The following is a 17,265-nucleotide window of genomic DNA, read 5'->3' as shown; positions in this document are numbered from 1 at the left end:
CACCCCCGGACGGAGCGCGGCCCCGCAGCTGCATGTCCGTCAACTCCATGAAGCCGAGTCGGATTTAGTACCCTGGACCAGATGTGCTTCGCCTACCGTCCTTCCGCCGTCAGAGCCGCCTCCTGCCCGGAGGCCTCAGTGCGTCAGACCGCTCCCCGGTGAGCCCGGGGGCCGTGCTGCGCGAGTTCCCCGCCCGGCTGCGCCGGGCCGGTGGCGACCTGGTGGTCGGGGTGCTGATCGCGCTGGGCGCGATGCTCTCGGTCTGCCTCTTCCTGGTCACCGCCTACTTCGTGATCCTCTTCGTGATCGGCATCGGCGCCGTGATGCTGCCGATCACCACCAAGTGGGTCCGCTGGCTCTGCAACGCCAACCGGCGGGCGGCCGGGCGCTCCGGAGTGCCGGTCCCGGTGCCGTACCGGCCGGAGCCCAAGGAGTTCGAGCGGGACATCGTCGGCTGGATCCGCCGCTGCAAGTGGATCCTCACCGACCCGGCCAGCTGGCGGGACCTGCTCTGGCTGCTGCTCAACTCGGTGGTCGGCATGATCGGCTTCCTGCCCGCCGCGGTGCTCTACTACGTGCTGGAGGGGCTGGCGCTGGCCGGCGGCCTCTGGCAGCCGATCCTGCGGGCCCGGGGGAGCGGGCGGGAGTACTTCTTCGTGCCGATCCAGAGCCAGCCCACCGCCGCGCTCGGCGCGCTGGCCGCGGCCGCGCTCTTCCTCGCCTGGGTCTGGTACAGCCCGGTCTTCCTCACCGCGCACGCCCACTTCACCCGGCTGCTGCTCGGCCCGACCAAGGGCTCCGAGCTCACCGAGCGGGTGCAGCACCTCGCCGAGACCCGCACCGGCGCGCTGGACGCGGCCGCCGCCGAGCTGCGCCGGATCGAACGCGACCTGCACGACGGCGCCCAGGCCCGGCTGGTCAGCCTCGGCATGACCCTCGGGGCGCTCGAACGCCACCTCGGCAGCGAATCGCCGGAGGCCCGCCGGCTGCTGAAGGACGCCCGCACCTCCTCGGTCTCCGCCCTGCGCGAGCTGCGCGACCTGGTGCGCGGCATCCACCCCCCGGTGCTCGCCGAGCGCGGCCTGGCCGACGCGCTGCGGGCCCTCGGCCTGGCCAGCCCGCTGCGGGTCGAGGTGGCGGTGGAGATCCCCGGCGAGCTGCCGCCGCCGCTGGAGTCCGCGCTCTACTTCGCGGTCTCCGAACTGCTGACCAACGCCCTGAAGTACGCCGACCCCGACCGGGTCGACGTCACCGCCTGGCACGACGGCGCCGCCCTGCACGCCCGGGTGGCCGACGACGGCCGCGGCGGTGCCGACCCGGCCGGCGGCACCGGCCTGCACGGCATCCGCCGCCGGCTGGCCACCTTCGACGGAACCCTCGACATCAGCAGCCCACCGGGCGGCCCGACCGCGATCACCATGGAGATACCGTGCGTGTTGTCCTCGCCGAAGACCTCTTCCTCCTGAGGCAGGGGCTCATCCAACTCCTGGACGCCTACGGCTTCGAGACCGTGGCGGCCGTCGACAACGGCCCCGACCTGCTGGCGGCCGCCGCCGAGCACCGCCCCGACATCCTGATCGTCGACGTCCGGCTGCCGCCGACCTTCACCACCGAGGGCCTGAAGGCCGCGCTGCAGGCCAGGCGGGAGATCCCCAAGCTGCCGATCCTGGTGCTCTCCCAGCACGTCGAGCAGATGTACGCCCGGGAGCTGCTGGCCGACGGCACCGGCGGCATCGGCTACCTGCTCAAGGACAGCGTCTTCGACAACGAGCAGTTCATCGACGCGATCCGCCGGGTCGCCGCCGGCGGCACCGCCATGGACCCGGCCGTGGTCTCCCAGCTGATGGTCAGCAACTCCCGCGACCAGCCGCTCGGCGCGCTCACCGCCCGCGAGCGCGGCGTGCTGGAGCTGATGGCCGAGGGCTGCTCCAACACCGCCATCGCCCAACGCCTCTTCATCACCGAGGGAGCCGCCGCCAAGCACATCTCCAACATCTTCGCCAAGCTGATGCTGCCGCCGGACGGCGACAGCAACCGCCGGGTCCTCGCGGTGCTCGCCTACCTCAACGCCTGATGACCTAGGGGTGTTGAGGGGTACTCAGGTTCGCGCGACAGGTCATAGCCTCCGAGACGACCGAGCCAGGGGATCGGAGAGTGTGACCAATGGTGAACGTGAGACCCGGCAGCAGCAGCCCTGCCGACCCATCGCCCTACAGCCGTGCCGTCTCGCCCATGGACTGGGTGTTCCTGGGCATCGGTGCGGGGCACTGCGTGGCCCAGGTGGTGGAGGGCGAGGGCGAGCTGACGGGGAATCAGCTGGCCCTCGCCGTCGAGCGGGCCGCCGAGGCCTCGCCCGGGATGCGGCTGGTCCGGCGCGGCAAGCGCTGGGTGGACAGCGGCACGGCGCCCGTCGTCACCGTGCTCGACGGCGACGGCGGCGACCTGCTGCGCCGGACCGCCCTGCAGCGCCCGCTGCCCGCGAGCGGCCCGACCTGCGAGGTGCTGCTGCTGCCGGGAGAGCGCTCCACCGTGGTCTTCCGCGCCTTCCACGGCGTCACCGACGGGCGCGGCCTGCTGCAGTGGTCCGCCGACGTCTTCCGGGCGCTGCGCGGCGAACCGCTGCTGGGCGCGGACTGCCCGCTCAACGACGCCGAGTTCACCGCCGGCCTGGAGCGCCCGCCCGCCCAGGCCGCCCCGAAGCTGGAGTGGCCGCCGCTGCTCGGCGCCCGCCCGCGCGGCTCCCGCGGCGTGCTCTGGCGCCGCCGCGCCGTCGACGGCCGCCACCCGGCCGCGACCGCCAAGCTGGCCGCCGCCCTGGCCCGCACCCGGGCCGACGGGGACGCGCGGTTCTTCGTCCCCGTCGACCTGCGTCGGCACCGGCCCGAGCTGCGCTCCACCGCCTCGCTCGCCTGGGCCCTGCAACTGCCGGTCGGGGCCGGCGAGGACTGGCCGCAGGTGCAGCAGCGGCTGCTCGCCCTGCTCGCCGCCGACGCCGAACTCGCCCCGCAGTTCGCCGACTCGATCCTGCGCACCCCGCTACCGGTGATGCGCGCGGCCAACGGCGTGATCTCCTACCTGGCGTCCAGGAAGAACCGCTACAACAGCCTCGCCTACCTCTCCCACCTGGGCACCGCCGACCTCGCCGACTTCCGCGCCGGGGAGTTCCACGCGGACGCCGTCTACCCGCTGGGCACCACCGGGCCGGGCGGTCCGCTGGAGGTCAACCTGCTGGAGCACGCCGGCCGCACCGAGCTCACCGTGGCCTGGCACGACGGCCCCGGCCTGGCCGAACGCGCCGAGGCCGTGCTGGACACCCTCGAGGAAGCGCTCTCGCCGCGCGAGCACCGGCAGTGGGCCGGCAACCGCACCGCCCGCCCGCTGCCCTCGGACCGCTCGGTGGTCGAGCTCTTCCGCGCCCAGGTCGAGCGCACCCCGGACCGGACCGCGCTCAGCGGCCCCGAGGGCGAGGTCGGCTACGCCGAGCTGAGCCGCCGCGCGGACGCCGTCGCCGCCGCGCTGCGCGACCGCGGCGTCGGCGCCGGCGACGTGGTCGGCATCCTGGCCGGCCGCACCGTGGCCGGCATCGCCGCCCTCTGGGGCGTGCTGCGGGCCGGGGCGGCCTACCTCCCGCTGGACGTCCGCCACCCCGACGCCCGGATCCGCGACCTGCTGGCCGACGCGGGCAGCACCCACTGCCTGGTCGAGAAGCCCTACGACCTGCGCCTCTGCGAGGCGGACGCCTGCACGCCGGTGGTCCTGGACGACCTGCCCGCCGCCGAGGCCTGGCAGGACGCGGCCCCCGCGCCGGACGACCTGGCCTACGTCATCTACACCTCCGGCTCGACCGGGCGGCCCAAGGGCGTCCAGATCGAACACCGCAACCTGGCCAACTACGTGCACTGGGGCCTGCGCGCCTTCGGCATCGACGCCGACACCCGGCTGCCGCTGATCACCTCGCCCTCCTTCGACGTCACCGGCACCTCCGTCCACCTGCCGCTGCTGACGGGCGGTCAGGTGATCCTGATGCCGGAGGACCCCACCCACCTCTCGCTGCGCCGGCTGCTGGCGGAATCCGGCGCCAACGCGCTCAACCTGACGCCCTCCCACCTCGACCTGATCGGCCAGCTCGACCTCGCGCCCACCGGCTACCGCACCGTCCTGGTGATCGGCGAGCAGCTGCGCACCGAGGTCGCCGCCCGGGCCCAGCGGATGTTCGGTCCCGCCTGCCGGATCATCAACGAGTACGGTCCGACCGAGGCCACCATCGGCTGCACCGCGCACACCTTCGACCCCGAACTCGACGCCGCCACCGCCGTGGTGCCGATCGGCCTGCCCGCCGACAACACCACGGTGCACCTGCTCGACCCGGACGGCAGGTTCGTCGCCCCCGGCGAGACCGGCGAGATGTACCTCGGCGGCGCCCAGCTCGCCCGCGGCTACCTCGGCCGCCCCGAGCTGGACCGCGAGCGCTTCGTGCGCCTCGCCGACGGCAGCCGCGCCTACCGCACCGGAGACCTGGCCCGGGTGCTGCCCTCCGGCGAGCTGGAGTGCGTGGGCCGGATCGACGACCAGGTCAAGGTGCGCGGCCACCGGGTCGAACCCGCCGAGGTGGCCCGGGCGCTGGAGGACCACCCGGCCGTCGAGCGCGCGGTGGTGGTCGCCCGCAGCCGGCCCGGGCAGCGGAGCAAGGCGCTCTACGGCTACGCGCTGACCACCGCGCCCACCACGCCCGAGGAGCTGACCGTGCACCTGGGCGCCGTACTGCCCGCCTACATGGTCCCGGCCGCCGTGCTGCTGCTGGACGAGCTGCCGTACACGGTGAGCGGCAAGGTCGACGGCAAGGCGCTGCCCGACCCGTTCGGCGAGCCGGGCGCCGCGGGCGCGTCCGCTCCCCTGGACCCGACGGAGGAGGCCGTCGCCGGGATCTGGGCCCGCACCCTGGGCGCGGACCGCGCCCGGCTGGAGCCGCAGTCCGACTTCCACCAGCTGGGCGGCGACTCGGTCTCGCTGCTGGGCATGCTGGCGGCGGTCTGCCGGGAACTGCTCACCCCGGAGCAGGAGCCACGGTTCATGGCGGAGCTCCCCAAGCTGCTCGCCGAGCCCACGGTTGCCCGGGTCGCCGCCCTGGTCCGCGACACGGCCGCCCGCGGATAGCCGGTCAGCGCACCGGGACGACGGCCAGGGCGCTGGGCGCGTGGTGGATCGCCGCGTGGGTCACCGGGCCGAGGTGGGCACCGACCGGGTTGCGGCGGTGCCGGGCGCCGACCACCAGCAGGCCGGTCCGGGCGGCCGCCTCCGCCAGCACCTGCCCGGCCCGCCCGAGCACCAGCTCGGCGGTGACGGCCTGGCCCTGGTGGCGCGCCCGCCAGGGGGCCAGCGCCGCGTCCAACGCGCGCTGCTGCTCCGCCTGGTAGCCCTCCTCCGTCCGGTCGTCCAGCGAGCCGAAGTGCAGGTACTCGCTGCCGGCCGGCGGCAGCCAGGCGTGCACCACGGTGAGCGGGGCGCCGCGCCGCGCGGCGGCCTCGAAGGCGAACCCGAGGACGGCGTCGTACGGGTGCGCGTGGTCCAGGCCGACGGTGACGCCGGGCGGCTCCTCCTCCTCATCCTCACCGGCCCGGACCAGCACCACCGGGGAACCGGTCGCGCCGAGCACCTGCTGGCTCACCGAGCCGGTCAGGAACCCGCGCAGCGTGCCGAGTGCCCGCGAGCCCAGCACCAGCAGCTCCGCCCGGGCCGCGGCGGCGAGCAGCACGGCGACCGGGTCGTCCGCGACCTGGACGGCCCGGGCCTCCAGGCCGGGGTGGCGGGCGAGCAGCGCGGCCACCTCGCCGGCCAGCTGCTCCCGCCCCCGCTGCTCGTCCCGCCCCGGCCAGGCCTGCAGCACCTCCAGCGGCACCCGGCGCCGCACCGCCTCCCGGGCGGCCCAGCGGGCGGCGGCCCGGGACTGGTCCGACAGGTCGAATCCGGTGATGATCGCATCGCTCGCCACGGCTGTGCCTCCGCTCCCGGCGCCCGCGGCGCCGCCCCTCCATCCTGGGCACCCGCCGCACCGGTCCGCGAGCGCTGCCGGGCTCGGGCGGTCGAGGCGGCGGCCCCGACGAAGGCGTCGGAGCCGCAGTCTCGCTCATGCCGCCGGCCCGCCAGCCGGGCGGGCCGCGGGCCAGGACCGTTTCCCTGACCAGGGGTGCGGGCCGGCTCCGGCGCCCGGCCCAGCGATCCGCGAGGTGTGCCGGTCCAGACTGGTAGCACGACCACGACCCACAGGAGCCACCGTCGATCCAGGGAGAGCTGCCATGTCCGCCAGCACCGCAGCACCGCGCCCGTCCGCCCCGTCCCCGCTGCGGCGGCACCTGGGGCGGGCCCTCGGGCGGGACCGCAATCCGCTCTGCCGCCCGGTCGACCGCGCACGCAGCCGCCTGCTGCTGGCGCTCTGGGCGGGGGTGGTGCTGGCCGCCGTGGCCGGCACGGTGGTCGCGCTGGCCCTGCTGGGCGTCCGGCGGGCCGAGGCGCAGCGGGCGGGCGCCCACCTGCACCAGGTGACCGCGACCGTGACCGGCCGGCCCGTGGCCGACTCGACCGACGCCGCGGCCGCCGCGTCCGCTGCCTGGAGCTACCCGGGGGCCGACCGTCACAGCGGCACCGTCTCCGTCCCGGGGGACGCCGCCGCGGGCAGCCGGGTGCCGGTCTGGGTGGGCGACTCGGGCAGCCCGGCCGGCGCCCCGCCCACCGAGACCGCCATGGTCACCGGCGCCGCGCTGGACGGCACGGGCGCCGCCCTGCTGGTCGCCGTCGCCGCCCAGACCGGCTACCTGCTGCGCCGCCGCGCCCTGGACCGCCGGGCCGAGCGGGCCTGGGAACCGGACTGGGCCCAGGTCGAGCCGTTCTGGTCCGGCCGGGTGCGCTGATCTGGCCCGAACCCGCCCCGGAGAATGCCCAGTTGATCCGTCGCCGCGCCTGCCCGGCATCGGTCGGCGCGAGCCGTTGCTGTCGCGGGGCATGTCGTGCCGCTCTTCGTATACCGGTACCGGCCCGCCGGAGCAGCTGCCCGGCGGGGACCGCGCCGAGGCACGAGATCACCCGGATCCGCGTCTCCCGTCCGGCCGCCCGACGCCCGACGGCCGCCGTGCGTCAACCTCGCGCCGCTCGGTTCACCCGTTCGGTGGGTGTCCCGGCGGGGTGGGCGGGCAGAGCTCCGTGGGGCCCTGAGGCGCAGCGGCCCGGGAGGGGGAGCGGGCGGATGACGGGTTCGGGGCGGCGCGGGTTGCTCGGGGAGGCGGTGCTGCTGGCGGCCGGGGTCGCCGGGGCGGTGGCCGAAGGCGTGGGCGAGGTGCTCGCCAAGGGGCGGGCGGTGCTCGGGCGGTCCGATGTCGGGGAGTTGGCCGGGCAGGGGCACCAGGAGATCCGGGCGCGCGGGCAGGTGCTGCTCGACCGGTTCGCGGTGCCGCCCGCCTACCTGGAGGTGGTGGCCCGTCAGGTGGTCGCCCGAGCCGGCCGCGCCGATGGCTGACGGCCCGCCGCACGCCGCCCTCAAGCAGCGGGTGGACGGGGCGCTGCGTGCGTTCGTCGAGCAGGAGGTCGGCCTGCTGCTCGAAATCGATGCCGAACTGGCGCCGGTCGCCGAACAGTTGCGGGCGGCGACCCGGCACGGCAAGCGGCTGCGGGCGGCGTTCTGCTACTGGGGCTGGCGCGCCGCCGGGCAGGCGGACAGCGAGGCGCTGGTCCGGGCCTGTGCCGCGATGGAGTTGGTGCACGCGGCGGCCGTGGTGCACGACGACCTGATCGACCGCAGCCGAATACGGCACGGCCGCCCCACCGCCCAGTGGGCGCTGCGCGAGGCGCTGCCCCGACTGCCGCGGCGGGCGGCGGCCGCCGAGGCGCTGGCGATGCTGGTCGGGGACCTGCTGACGGCCTGGGCCGGGCAACTCTTCACCGACTGCGGCCTGCCCGCCGCCTACCTCTCCCGGGCTCGGGCGCTCTGGGCCGCGCTGGCAAGGGAGTTGGTCGCGGGGGAGTGCCTGGAGATCCTGCACACCGGGGCGCCGCCCGACACCGCCACCTCGCTGAAGGTGGTCCGCTACAAGACCGCCAAGTACACCGTGGAGCAGCCGCTGCTGATCGGCGCCGCCCTGGGCGGGGCGAGCCCCGGACTCCGGGACTGCTTCACCGGCTACGGCCTGCCGCTGGGCGAGGCGTTCCAGCTGCGCGACGACCTGCTGGGCCTGTTCGGCGACCCCGCGCGCACCGGCAAGGCCAACGCCGACGACCTCACCGCCCGGCGCCCGACCGCGCTGCTGGCCGAGACCTGGCGCTGCGCCACCCCCGCCGAACGCGCCGAACTGCGCCGGCTGCTGGGCAGCGCGGCCCAGGACACCGCGGCGCTGGACCGGGCGCGGGAGATCATGCGGCGCACCCGGGCCCCCGCCCGGATCGAGCGGATGATCGACGAGCGGGTCCGCACCGCCACCGAGGCCCTGGACCGGGCGAGCCTGCCCCGCCAGGCCGCCCAGGCCCTGACCGACCTGGCCCGCACGGCGACCAGCCGGCACCACTGAGACCCGGCCGCACCCACCCTCCGACCCGTCAGGAACCCCGATGACCTACACCCCGGCCGTACTGGACAGCCTGCGCGAGGCGGGCGACGAACTGGCCGACGCCACCGTCGACACCCTGTTCGCCCGCGGCGAGGTCGGCAAGTTCAACACTCTGATGCGCTACTTCTCCACCGTGGGACAGGAGTTGCCCGAGGGCCTGCCCGAGGTCGCCCGCGAGTACCTGCACGCCACCAGGACGGCGCCGGACTGGGTCGACTGGGGCGAGATGGAGAAGGCCCGGCTGTTCTTCCTGCACAACAGCATGCACATCTCCACCGCCCTCTCCTTCGCCTCGATGCCCGCCTGCTACGCCGTTCCGCGGGTGGCCCGGCTGCTCAGCGCCACCCACGCGCTGGACTACCCCTCCCGGCGGATGGCCGAGACCGGCCAGTTCACCGTCTACCTGCTCCAGCCGGACGCCTTCGAGGCCGGCGGCCGGTTCGTCCCGGCCGCGCAGAAGGTCCGGCTGCTGCACGCCGCCATCCGCCACCACCTGCGCCGCGAGGACAGCTGGGACACCGCCGCGCTGGGCACGCCGATCTGCCAGGAGGACATGATCGGCGGCCAGTTGCTCTTCTCACTGCTGGTGCTGGACAGCCTGCACCGCCTCAACGTCCACATGACCACCGACGGCGCCGACGCGTACTTCTACGCCTGGCGGGTGGTCGGCGCCATGCTCGGCGTCGACCAGCGGCACGCGCCCACCACCCTGGAGGGCGCGCGCCGCTACCTCGACCTCTACCTCTCCCGGCACCTCGGCCCCAGCGCGGAAGGCGCCCGGCTGACCGCCCAGTTGACCGAGATGTACGAGCAGGTGGTCCCGGGCAGCCTGCTCGACCCGGTGGTCGGCGCCCTGATCCGCTACCTGGTCGGCGACACCTGCGCCGACTGGCTGGAGGTGCCGCGCACCAACTGGGACACCCTGGTCAAGGCGGCTCCCGCCCTGCTCGGCGCGCTGGAGGGCATCGAGGACCGCTCCCCGCTCGCCACCTGGGCGCTGGACGCCCTGGGCGGGCTGGTCACCCGCTTCGAACTCGGTTCGCTGACCCGGGGACGGGTGATGCACTACGCCATCCCCGAGCACCTCAAGCCCGACTACGGCATCTCCCACACCGTCCCGCAGGCCCGCCGCTGGACGCCGCCCGCGCCGACCCTGTAGGCCCGTCAGGAGGAGAGCACGCACCCGCCGGCGCGGTTGCTGTACAGCGGCTGCATCGGGAAGCGCCAGGGCCCCAGGCCGACCATCGCGAGGCCGCTCCAGGCGCACAGGTCGCCGATCTCCTGGTAGTTCGGGTCCGTCCAACCGCTGAACGGCACCGGGTCGGTGATCGCCTCGGCGTACTCGTGGCCGGCCACGATGCCGAAGCCGTCCATCGGGCCCTGGACCGTGCCGGCGCCGCAGAGCGAGCCGACGTCGGGGAGGAAGGGCAGGTTGGTGTAGGCCACGCTGCCGGTCCAGCTGTGCCAGGCGCAGAAGCCGTGGTCGGGGAAGGCGTCCGGATGGGTGCCGCTGGGGCTCACCACGACGATGTCCACGTCGGGGCCGGAGACGCCGAAGTACTGCGCGGCGTACTGCGCCTCGGCGGCGATGTCCGGCTGCTCGGACCGGGCCGGGGCGGGCCCGCGGGAGTCGACCAGCACGCCGGCCAGCACCGGGCCGTCGAAGACCGGCGCGCTGCCGTCGGCGCCGGCGTACTGGCTGGTGATGGTGGACCAGGTGTCGTTGGAGGAGCCGAGGCCGAGGAAGAGGCCCTGCAGGTAGCCCTCGGCGGCGTTCTCGGCCGGGTCGTCGGCGTACCACTGGCTGCCCCAGAAATCGAGGTAGACCTTGGGCGCCTTCGCCAGCGGGCCCGAGCGGTAGCGCAGCCCGTCGGCCGGAGCGTCGGACGGCAGGACGGCGGCCGCGCCGGGGCTCCCGGTGCGCAGGGGGACGATGCCGGTGCGCGGGTAGAGCTGCGCCGGTGCCGGCGGTGGCGCGGGCTGGGCGGCGGCGGCCGGGAGCGCGGTGGCCGCGAGGCCGAGGGCGGCGGCGGCCACGGTGGCGGCCAGGGCCCGGAGCGGCGATCGGCGGTGCACGGTCTTCACGGTGGAGTCCTCACGACGACGGTGGGGAGGTGCCCATGCGGAGGTGCTGATCAGCGGTCGGTGACCCCGGTGCGGCCGTCACGGGGAGTCGCCGAGCGCCTACTGTAATGGCACATGTGACATATTAGTAGGCCCCTCACACGTCGATGTGCGCGCCCATGATCACGGTGCGGTTGCCGGGCAGGCCGAAGTACTCGGCGGCGTCGGCCGTGATGTACGAGGTGGCGATGAAGAGCCGCTTGCGCCACGGCGCCATGGTCGGCGCCTTCCCGCGCTGGAGGTCGATCTTCGACAGGAAGTAGGAGGCCTGGTCGAGTTCGAGGTCCCCCTCGGCCAGCGCCGGGTCCACCAGGGCCAGCGCCGCCGGCACGTCGGGCGTCTCCATGTAGCCGTAGCGGGCGGTGACGTGGAGGATGCCGTCCTCGGAGTAGCCGAGGTTGTCGACGGCGATCCGCTCCGCCGCCGGCACCCGGGGCACCGTCTCGGTCTCCAGCGAGAGGATCACCACGTGCTCGTGCCGCACGTGGTTGTGCTCCACGTTGGCCCGCATGGCCAGCGGGGTGGTCTCCTTGCCGCGGTTCAGGAAGACGGCGGTGCCCGGCACCCGGGCCGCCCGGATCTCCCGGAAGTGCAGCCGGTCCACGAACTCGCGCAGCGGCCCCTCCCGCCGCTCCCGCTCGGCGGTGACCACCTCGCGCCCGCGCTGCCAGGTGGTCATCACGGTGAAGGCGGTGAAGCCGATCAGCAGCGGCAGCCAGGCGCCGTGCACCAGCTTGGTCGCGTTGGCGGCCACGAAGAGCAGGTCCACCGCCAGCAGCAGGCTCGCGCCGATCGCGATCAGCCAGACGGGCGTGTGCCAGCGGTCCCGGGCGACGTAGAAGAAGAGCAGCGTGGTGATGGTGATGGTGCCGGTGACCGCCATGCCGAAGGCGAAGGCCAGCGCGGCCGAGCTGCGGAAGGCGAAGACCAGGGTGAGCACCGAGACCATCAGCAGCCAGTTGATCCACGGGACGTAGATCTGACCCATCGTCGACTCGGAGGTGTAGGCGATCCGCAGCCGCGGCAGGTAGCCGAGCTGGGCCGCCTGCGAGGCCACCGAGTAGGCGCCGGTGATCACGGCCTGGGAGGCGATCACGGTGGCCGCCGTCGCCAGGATCACCATCATCACCCGCCCCCAGCCGGGCACCAGCAGGAAGAACGGGCTGCTGATGTTGCGCGCGTCGCCGAGGATCAGCGCCCCCTGCCCCAGGTAGCTCAGCACGCAGGCGGGGAAGACCAGGAAGAGCCAGCCGCGGGTGATCGAGCGGCGGCCGAAGTGGCCCATGTCGGCGTAGAGCGCCTCGGCGCCGGTGACCGAGAGCACCACCGCGGCGAGGGCGAAGAACGCGGTGCCGAAGTGCCCGGCCAGGAACCCCAGCGCATAGCTCGGCGAGAGCGCCCGGAGGATCCGCGGGTGGTCGACGATCCCGCGGAGCCCGCAGGCGCCGATCACGGTGAACCAGAGGATCATCACCGGCCCGAACATCCGGCCCACCGTCGCCGTCCCCCGCCGCTGCACCAGGAAGAGCACCACGATGATCGCCGCCGTGGCCGGCACCACCACGCTCTCCAGCGAGGGCTCCACCACCTTCAGCCCCTCCACCGCGGAGAGCACCGAGATCGCCGGGGTGATCATGCTGTCGCCGAAGAAGAGCGAGGCGCCGAAGATTCCCAGCGCGGCCAGCACGGCGGTGGTGCGCCGGCTCCGCCGCGAGCTGGACCGCTGCAGCAGGGTGATCAGCGCCATGATGCCGCCCTCACCGTCGTTGTCGGCCCGCATCGCCAGCAGCACGTAGGTGACCAGGACGATGATCACCACGGACCAGAAGACCAGCGAGACCACCCCGTAGACGTTCTCGGTGCTCACCGGCACGGGGTGCGGGTCGCCCGGGTCGAAGACCGTCTGGAGGGTGTAGAGCGGGCTGGTCCCGATGTCCCCGAAGACCACGCCCAGCGCCCCGACCACCAGGGCCAGGCGGGCACTGTCGTGGAAGTCCGGCTGGTGAGCCTGCGGCGACCGCGGTGCGGAACCGCTGTGGGCCATGGTGGGGATCCTCCTCCGGGCGGGGGCGCTGCGGCGGACGATACCGACCGGGCGGCGCGGCCGCCGGGAGGCGCTGCTGCGCTGTGCGCCATCGGGGGAGGGGTCTGCCCGGCCGGCCCTCGCTGCCGGCCCGGGCGCGTCCGGGCCGCGCCGACCTGCCCGCACGGCCCACGCGGGTGCTCGCGGCCGATCTGCGGGATCCTGGACTCGTGCAGCCACACCGCCAAGAGGTGTCCGTGCGACCGGCGGACCCGAGCGGAGGTCAGAGGCCTGATGAGCGGCAGCGAGCACGAGCACGAGCATGACAACGAGCGCGAGTCGGCAGCGGCGCGGGACACCACCGAGGGCCCCGTCTACACCGTCACCGGCGGTGACTGGGGCGAGGTGCTGGACGCCGCCGCCCGGGCCGACGACGAACGCATCATCGTCAACATGGGTCCGCAGCACCCGTCCACGCACGGGGTGCTGCGGCTGATCCTGGAGATCGACGGCGAGACGGTGCGGCAGGCACGCTGCGGGATCGGCTACCTGCACACCGGCATCGAGAAGAACATGGAGTTCCGCAACTGGGTGCAGGGCACCACCTTCGTGACCCGGATGGACTACCTGATGCCGCTCTTCAACGAGACCGCCTACTGCCTGGCGGTGGAGAAGCTGCTCGGGATCACCGCCGACGTGCCGGACCGGGCCACCGTCATCCGGGTGCTGATGATGGAGCTCAACCGGATCTCCTCGCACCTGGTGGCGCTGGCCGCGGGCGGGATGGAGATCGGGTCCACCACGCTGATGGTCTACGGCTTCCGGGACCGCGAGGTGGTCCTCGACATCTTCGAGCTGGTGACCGGCCTGCGGATGAACCACGGCTACGTCCGCCCCGGCGGGCTGGCGCAGGACCTGCCCCCGGGCGCGCTGGACCTGGTCCGGGAGGGGGTGAAGCTGCTGCGCTCGCGGCTGCCGGAGTACGACCGGCTGGCGACCGGGAACCCGGCCTTCAAGGCCCGGCTGGTCGACGTCGGCCGGCTGGACCTGGCCGGCTGCCTGGCGCTGGGCGCCACCGGCCCGATCCTGCGCGCGACCGGCCTGCCGCAGGACCTGCGCCGGACGGATCCGTACTGCGGGTACGAGGACTACGAGTTCGAGGTGGCGGTGGCCGACACCGCGGACTCCTTCGGCCGGTTCCTGATCCGGCTGGAGGAGATGCGCCAGTCGCTGCGGATCGTCGAGCAGTGTCTGGACCGGCTGGCCCCGGGGCCGGTCATGGTGGCGGACAAGAAGATCGCCTGGCCGGCCCAACTCGCCGTCGGACCCGACGGGCTGGGCAACTCGCTGGACCACATCCGGAAGATCATGGGCGAGTCCATGGAGGCGCTGATCCACCACTTCAAGCTGGTGACCGAGGGCTTCCGCGTCCCACCGGGGCAGGTCTACGCGGCCGTCGAGTCGCCCAGGGGCGAGCTCGGCGTGCACGCGGTGAGCGACGGCGGCACCCGCCCGTACCGGGTGCACTTCCGCGACCCCAGCTTCACCAACCTGCAGGCGATGGCGGCGATGTGCGAGGGCGGGCAGGTCGCGGACGTGGTCGTCGCGGTGGCGAGCATCGACCCGGTGATGGGCGGCGTCGACCGGTAGCGGAGGGGGGTCTACTCCACCACCGCCCGCACGGCATCCCGCAGGTGGTCGCGCCCGGGCTGCAGCGCACGGTCGAGCCCCGGGGCGAACGGCAGCACGGCGCCGTCCGGGCGGGTGATCCGGCGGGGCGGGGCGACCAGGCGCATCCGCTCGGCCGCGGTGGCGAGCACCTCGGCGCCGATGCCGCAGCTGCGGTTGGAGTCGTCGATGACGACGAGGCGGCCGGTGCGGTCCAGCGAGGCGGCCAGCGCGGGCCAGTCGAAGGGGTACAGGGTGCGCGGGTCGAAGACCTCCACGGAGAGCTCCGGGGCCAGCTCCTCCGCGACGGCCAGGGCGTCGTGCACCAGGTGGCCGACGGCGACCACGGTGACGTCGGTGCCCTCGCGGTGGATCCGGGCCGAGCCCAGCGGGATCGGTGCCAGCTCCCAGGTGACCGTCTCGCGCACCGGCAGGGCGGCCGCCGGGGCGAAGACCACCACCGGGTCCGGGTCGGCGATCGCCGAGCGCAGCAGCCCGTAGGCGTCGGTGGGGGTGGCCGGCACGACGGTCTTCAGCCCGGCGTGGGCGAAGAGGCTGTAGGGGTGGTCGGAGTGCTGCCCGGCCCAGCCGTCCCGGGAGCCGGAGCCCGGCACCAGACAGGTCAGCGGGACACCCGCCTGACCACCCGTCATCAGGGAGAACTTGTGGGCCTGGTTGACCAGTTGCTCGAAGACCAGGAAGAGCAGCGAGGGGATCTGGAACTCGATCACCGGCCGCCGCCCGGTCAGCGCGGCGCCGATCGCCATCGAGGTGAAGGCCTGTTCGGAGAGCGGGGTGTCGACGATCCGGCCGGGGCCGAACCGCTTGAGCAGGTTGAGGGTCGGGCCGGCCAGGCCGGCGCCGATGTCCTCGCCGAGGACGCAGACCGCCGGGTCCTCGGCGAGGGCGTCGGTGAGGGCCCGGTTGAGCGCCTTGGTGTAGGAGAGCCTCATGCCCCGGTCCCCGTCCTCGGGCGCAGCCCGTCGGCGTAGAGGTGGTCCAACGCCCCTGCCGAGTCCGGGAGTTCGGAGGTGAGCGCGAACTGCCGGGCAGCGGCCAGCCGTTCGGCGACCGAGGTGTCCAGCTGCGCGGCCAGGCCGGGCGGCAGGAGGGCCGCGGCGCGCGGCAGCGGGTCGAGGGTGCGCCAGTCGGCGATCTCCTCCGGGGTGCGGTAGCGCGGTTTCATCAGCCGTTCCATGGTGTGGTGTCCCTCGAAGCGGTAGGTGCGGCACTCGAGGAAGCCGGGGCCGCCGCCCGCCCGGGCCCGGCCGACGGCCTCGGCGGCGGCCGCGCGGACGGCCTCGGTGTCCATCCCGTCCACCTCGGCGGCGGGGATGCCGAAGGCGGCGGCCCGGCCGGTGGCACTGCCGGCCACCGCCGTGGCGGCCGGCAGCGTGGTGGCGTAGCCGTTGTTCTCGCAGACGAAGAGCACCGGCAGCCGCCACATCGCGGCCAGATTGAAGGACTCCAGCAGGACGCCCTGGTTGAGCGCGCCGTCGCCGAAGAAGGCGACGGCGACCAGGTCCTCGCCGGCCTGCTGGGCGGACCAGGCGGCGCCGACCGCGATCGGGCCGCCGGCGCCGACCATGCCGTTGGCGCCCAGGATGCCGAGGGAGAAGTCGGCGGCGTGCATCGAGCCGCCCCGGCCCCGGTTCAACCCGGTGCTGCGGCCCAGCAGTTCGGCCAGCAGCCGGTCCGGGGCCGCGCCCTTGGCGAGCACATGGCCGTGGCCCCGGTGGGTGGAGGCGATCAGATCCCGCGGGCGCAGCGCGGCGCAGACGCCGACCGCCACCGCCTCCTGGCCGATGTAGGGGTGGATGCCGCCGGCGATCTCCCCGGACTTCACCAGGGCGAGCGCGAGTTCCTCGAAGCCGCGGATCAGCCGCAGCATCCGGTAGCGCCCGGCGGGGGAGCCGAGATCGGGCAAGCCGGTCACCGGGACTCCCGCCAGATCACGGGGCAGATCTCCGGATCGGCGTAGTCGGGGCGGCCGTCGGCGGTGCGGCGCACCACCGCGTCGTGGTTGTAGACGGCGGCGGTGCCGTCCGGGCGGGTGGCGCCGCGGTACTGGTTGGCGCCGTCCTGGAGGTGCAGCGAGACGGCCCGGCGCGGGGTGTCGGCCAGGTTGGCGCCGCTGCCGTGGTAGGTGCGGCAGTGGTGGAAGCTGACGTGCCCGCGCGGGATGACGACCGGGACCTTGTGCACCCGGGCGCCGTTGTGCGCGGCGTTGGCGGCGAGGATCGACTCCAGCTCGGAGCGGTCGCGCCGGGCGAAGTGCCGGGTGGAGTCCTCCGCGGAGGGGAGCTCCCGCCAGCGGTGGCTGCCGTCGACCATGGTGATGGTGCCGTTCTCCACCCCGCAGTCGTGGAACGGGATGAAGGCGGTCAGCATCTCCTCCGAGGAGGAGGTGTGCCAGTAGTGCTTGTCGAAGTGCCACGGCACCTGGTTGGAGGGCTCCCCGGGCACCGGCGGCTTGAGGATCAGGGTCGACTGGAAGACCCGGATCTCCTCGGCCCCGGCGAGCAGCGCGGCGACCGCGCCGACCAGGGGCTTGCGCAGGATCGCGGCGATCGCGTCGCTCTCGTAGTGCACGTAGTCGTTGTGCCGCTGGACCGGTCCGTGCGAGGGCTCCCAGGCGGCCAGCTGCGGCGGCCGGACGGCCAGGGTGCGGTCGCGGTGGCCCTCGTAGTACTTCTCGGTGGCGGCCTGGAGGGTGTCCAGCTCCTCGTCGGTGAAGAGCCGGCCGGAGAGGTACCAGCCGTGCTCGCGGTAGCCGGCCACCTCCTCGGGCGTGGGCAGCGCGGCGCGCTCGGCCGCGCTCAGGACGAACTCGGGTGCGGTGGTCATGGGGTGTTCCTC

Annotated in this window: 14 protein-coding genes; 8 read left to right on the top strand and 6 right to left on the bottom strand. The window is 74.3% G+C overall.

Features of this window, described 5'->3' with window-relative positions:
• Positions 1-251 precede the first annotated feature (251 nt).
• The 3 genes from ACFYNO_RS22130 (at position 252) to ACFYNO_RS22120 (ending at position 5,154) form a co-directional block, all read left to right on the top strand.
• A complete protein-coding gene (locus ACFYNO_RS22130; RefSeq protein WP_388014983.1) occupies positions 252-1,466 on the top strand; it encodes a sensor domain-containing protein in 1,215 nt (404 codons plus the stop codon).
• A complete protein-coding gene (locus ACFYNO_RS22125; protein ID WP_388014890.1) occupies positions 1,430-2,074 on the top strand; it encodes a response regulator in 645 nt (214 codons plus the stop codon). Before ACFYNO_RS22130 ends, ACFYNO_RS22125 begins: the two co-directional genes overlap by 37 nt.
• A gap of 158 nt (positions 2,075-2,232) precedes the next feature.
• Positions 2,233-5,154: an amino acid adenylation domain-containing protein gene (locus ACFYNO_RS22120; protein ID WP_388014887.1), complete on the top strand. Its 2,922-nt coding sequence runs from the start codon at positions 2,233-2,235 to the stop codon at positions 5,152-5,154.
• Positions 5,155-5,158: 4 nt separating this feature from the next.
• On the opposite strand, the gene ACFYNO_RS22115 is transcribed toward ACFYNO_RS22120, so the two are convergent.
• Positions 5,159-5,989 carry a universal stress protein gene (locus ACFYNO_RS22115; protein ID WP_388014884.1) on the bottom strand — a complete coding sequence of 277 codons (831 nt, stop codon included), beginning with the start codon at positions 5,987-5,989 and terminating at the stop codon, positions 5,159-5,161.
• Positions 5,990-6,293: 304 nt separating this feature from the next.
• Here ACFYNO_RS22115 and ACFYNO_RS22110 point away from each other — a divergent pair, with 304 nt between their 5' ends.
• The 4 genes from ACFYNO_RS22110 to ACFYNO_RS22095 all read left to right on the top strand — a co-directional run bounded on the left by ACFYNO_RS22110 (position 6,294) and on the right by ACFYNO_RS22095 (position 9,750).
• Positions 6,294-6,905 (top strand): hypothetical protein, encoded by a 612-nt coding sequence (locus ACFYNO_RS22110; protein ID WP_388014882.1) that lies wholly within the window; start codon positions 6,294-6,296, stop codon positions 6,903-6,905.
• Between the two features lie 332 nt (positions 6,906-7,237).
• The gene (locus ACFYNO_RS22105) at positions 7,238-7,507 is read left to right on the top strand and encodes a polyprenyl synthetase (RefSeq protein ID WP_388014879.1); all 270 of its coding nucleotides are present in this window, start codon (positions 7,238-7,240) and stop codon (positions 7,505-7,507) included.
• Positions 7,500-8,552 (top strand): polyprenyl synthetase family protein, encoded by a 1,053-nt coding sequence (locus ACFYNO_RS22100; protein ID WP_388014876.1) that lies wholly within the window; start codon positions 7,500-7,502, stop codon positions 8,550-8,552. Before ACFYNO_RS22105 ends, ACFYNO_RS22100 begins: the two co-directional genes overlap by 8 nt.
• 40 nt (positions 8,553-8,592) lie before the next feature.
• Positions 8,593-9,750, top strand: coding sequence for an oxygenase MpaB family protein (locus ACFYNO_RS22095; RefSeq protein ID WP_388014873.1), 1,158 nt, complete (start codon positions 8,593-8,595; stop codon positions 9,748-9,750).
• Between the two features lie 5 nt (positions 9,751-9,755).
• Here ACFYNO_RS22095 and ACFYNO_RS22090 read toward each other — a convergent pair whose 3' ends face one another.
• Both ACFYNO_RS22090 and ACFYNO_RS22085 read right to left on the bottom strand, forming a co-directional pair.
• Complete coding sequence (locus ACFYNO_RS22090; protein WP_388014870.1) at positions 9,756-10,676, bottom strand: hypothetical protein; 921 nt, start codon at positions 10,674-10,676, stop codon at positions 9,756-9,758.
• A 136-nt stretch (positions 10,677-10,812) separates the two neighbouring features.
• The gene (locus ACFYNO_RS22085) at positions 10,813-12,759 is read right to left on the bottom strand and encodes a potassium transporter Kup (protein WP_388014867.1); all 1,947 of its coding nucleotides are present in this window, start codon (positions 12,757-12,759) and stop codon (positions 10,813-10,815) included.
• Positions 12,760-13,032: 273 nt separating this feature from the next.
• Here ACFYNO_RS22085 and ACFYNO_RS22080 point away from each other — a divergent pair, with 273 nt between their 5' ends.
• Entirely contained in the window at positions 13,033-14,388 is a 1,356-nt protein-coding gene (locus ACFYNO_RS22080) for an NADH-quinone oxidoreductase subunit D (RefSeq protein ID WP_388014864.1), read from the top strand.
• An 11-nt stretch (positions 14,389-14,399) separates the two neighbouring features.
• Here ACFYNO_RS22080 and ACFYNO_RS22075 read toward each other — a convergent pair whose 3' ends face one another.
• From ACFYNO_RS22075 to ACFYNO_RS22065, 3 genes are read right to left on the bottom strand one after another with little or no spacing between them, the layout of a single operon-like run.
• A complete protein-coding gene (locus ACFYNO_RS22075; protein WP_388014861.1) occupies positions 14,400-15,359 on the bottom strand; it encodes an alpha-ketoacid dehydrogenase subunit beta in 960 nt (319 codons plus the stop codon).
• A complete protein-coding gene (locus tag ACFYNO_RS22070; protein ID WP_388014980.1) occupies positions 15,356-16,297 on the bottom strand; it encodes a thiamine pyrophosphate-dependent dehydrogenase E1 component subunit alpha in 942 nt (313 codons plus the stop codon). The genes ACFYNO_RS22075 and ACFYNO_RS22070 overlap by 4 nt, the downstream gene beginning before the upstream one ends.
• Positions 16,298-16,338: 41 nt before the next feature.
• Positions 16,339-17,253 (bottom strand): phytanoyl-CoA dioxygenase family protein, encoded by a 915-nt coding sequence (locus ACFYNO_RS22065; protein WP_388014858.1) that lies wholly within the window; start codon positions 17,251-17,253, stop codon positions 16,339-16,341.
• Between the last annotated feature and the right edge of the window lie 12 nt (positions 17,254-17,265).

This window comes from Kitasatospora sp. NPDC006697 (assembly GCF_042869935.1).
GTDB lineage: Bacteria > Actinomycetota > Actinomycetes > Streptomycetales > Streptomycetaceae > Kitasatospora.
Note: the sequence above shows the minus strand (reverse complement) of the source record. Positions and strands in the feature narration are given on the sequence as shown.

Excerpts from the sequence above, each read along its gene's own strand:
- ACFYNO_RS22110 (WP_388014882.1), top strand. The coding sequence starts at position 6,294 with ATGTCCGCCAGCACCGCAGCACCGCGCCCGTCCGCCCCGTCCCCGCTG.
- ACFYNO_RS22085 (WP_388014867.1), bottom strand. The coding sequence starts at position 12,759 with ATGGCCCACAGCGGTTCCGCACCGCGGTCGCCGCAGGCTCACCAGCCG.
- ACFYNO_RS22065 (WP_388014858.1), bottom strand. The coding sequence starts at position 17,253 with ATGACCACCGCACCCGAGTTCGTCCTGAGCGCGGCCGAGCGCGCCGCG.
- ACFYNO_RS22120 (WP_388014887.1), top strand. The coding sequence starts at position 2,233 with ATGGACTGGGTGTTCCTGGGCATCGGTGCGGGGCACTGCGTGGCCCAG.
- ACFYNO_RS22075 (WP_388014861.1), bottom strand. The coding sequence starts at position 15,359 with ATGAGGCTCTCCTACACCAAGGCGCTCAACCGGGCCCTCACCGACGCC.
- ACFYNO_RS22095 (WP_388014873.1), top strand. The coding sequence starts at position 8,593 with ATGACCTACACCCCGGCCGTACTGGACAGCCTGCGCGAGGCGGGCGAC.
- ACFYNO_RS22130 (WP_388014983.1), top strand. The coding sequence starts at position 252 with ATGCTCTCGGTCTGCCTCTTCCTGGTCACCGCCTACTTCGTGATCCTC.
- ACFYNO_RS22080 (WP_388014864.1), top strand. The coding sequence starts at position 13,033 with ATGAGCGGCAGCGAGCACGAGCACGAGCATGACAACGAGCGCGAGTCG.
- ACFYNO_RS22105 (WP_388014879.1), top strand. The coding sequence starts at position 7,238 with ATGACGGGTTCGGGGCGGCGCGGGTTGCTCGGGGAGGCGGTGCTGCTG.
- ACFYNO_RS22070 (WP_388014980.1), bottom strand. The coding sequence starts at position 16,297 with ATGCTGCGGCTGATCCGCGGCTTCGAGGAACTCGCGCTCGCCCTGGTG.
- ACFYNO_RS22100 (WP_388014876.1), top strand. The coding sequence starts at position 7,500 with ATGGCTGACGGCCCGCCGCACGCCGCCCTCAAGCAGCGGGTGGACGGG.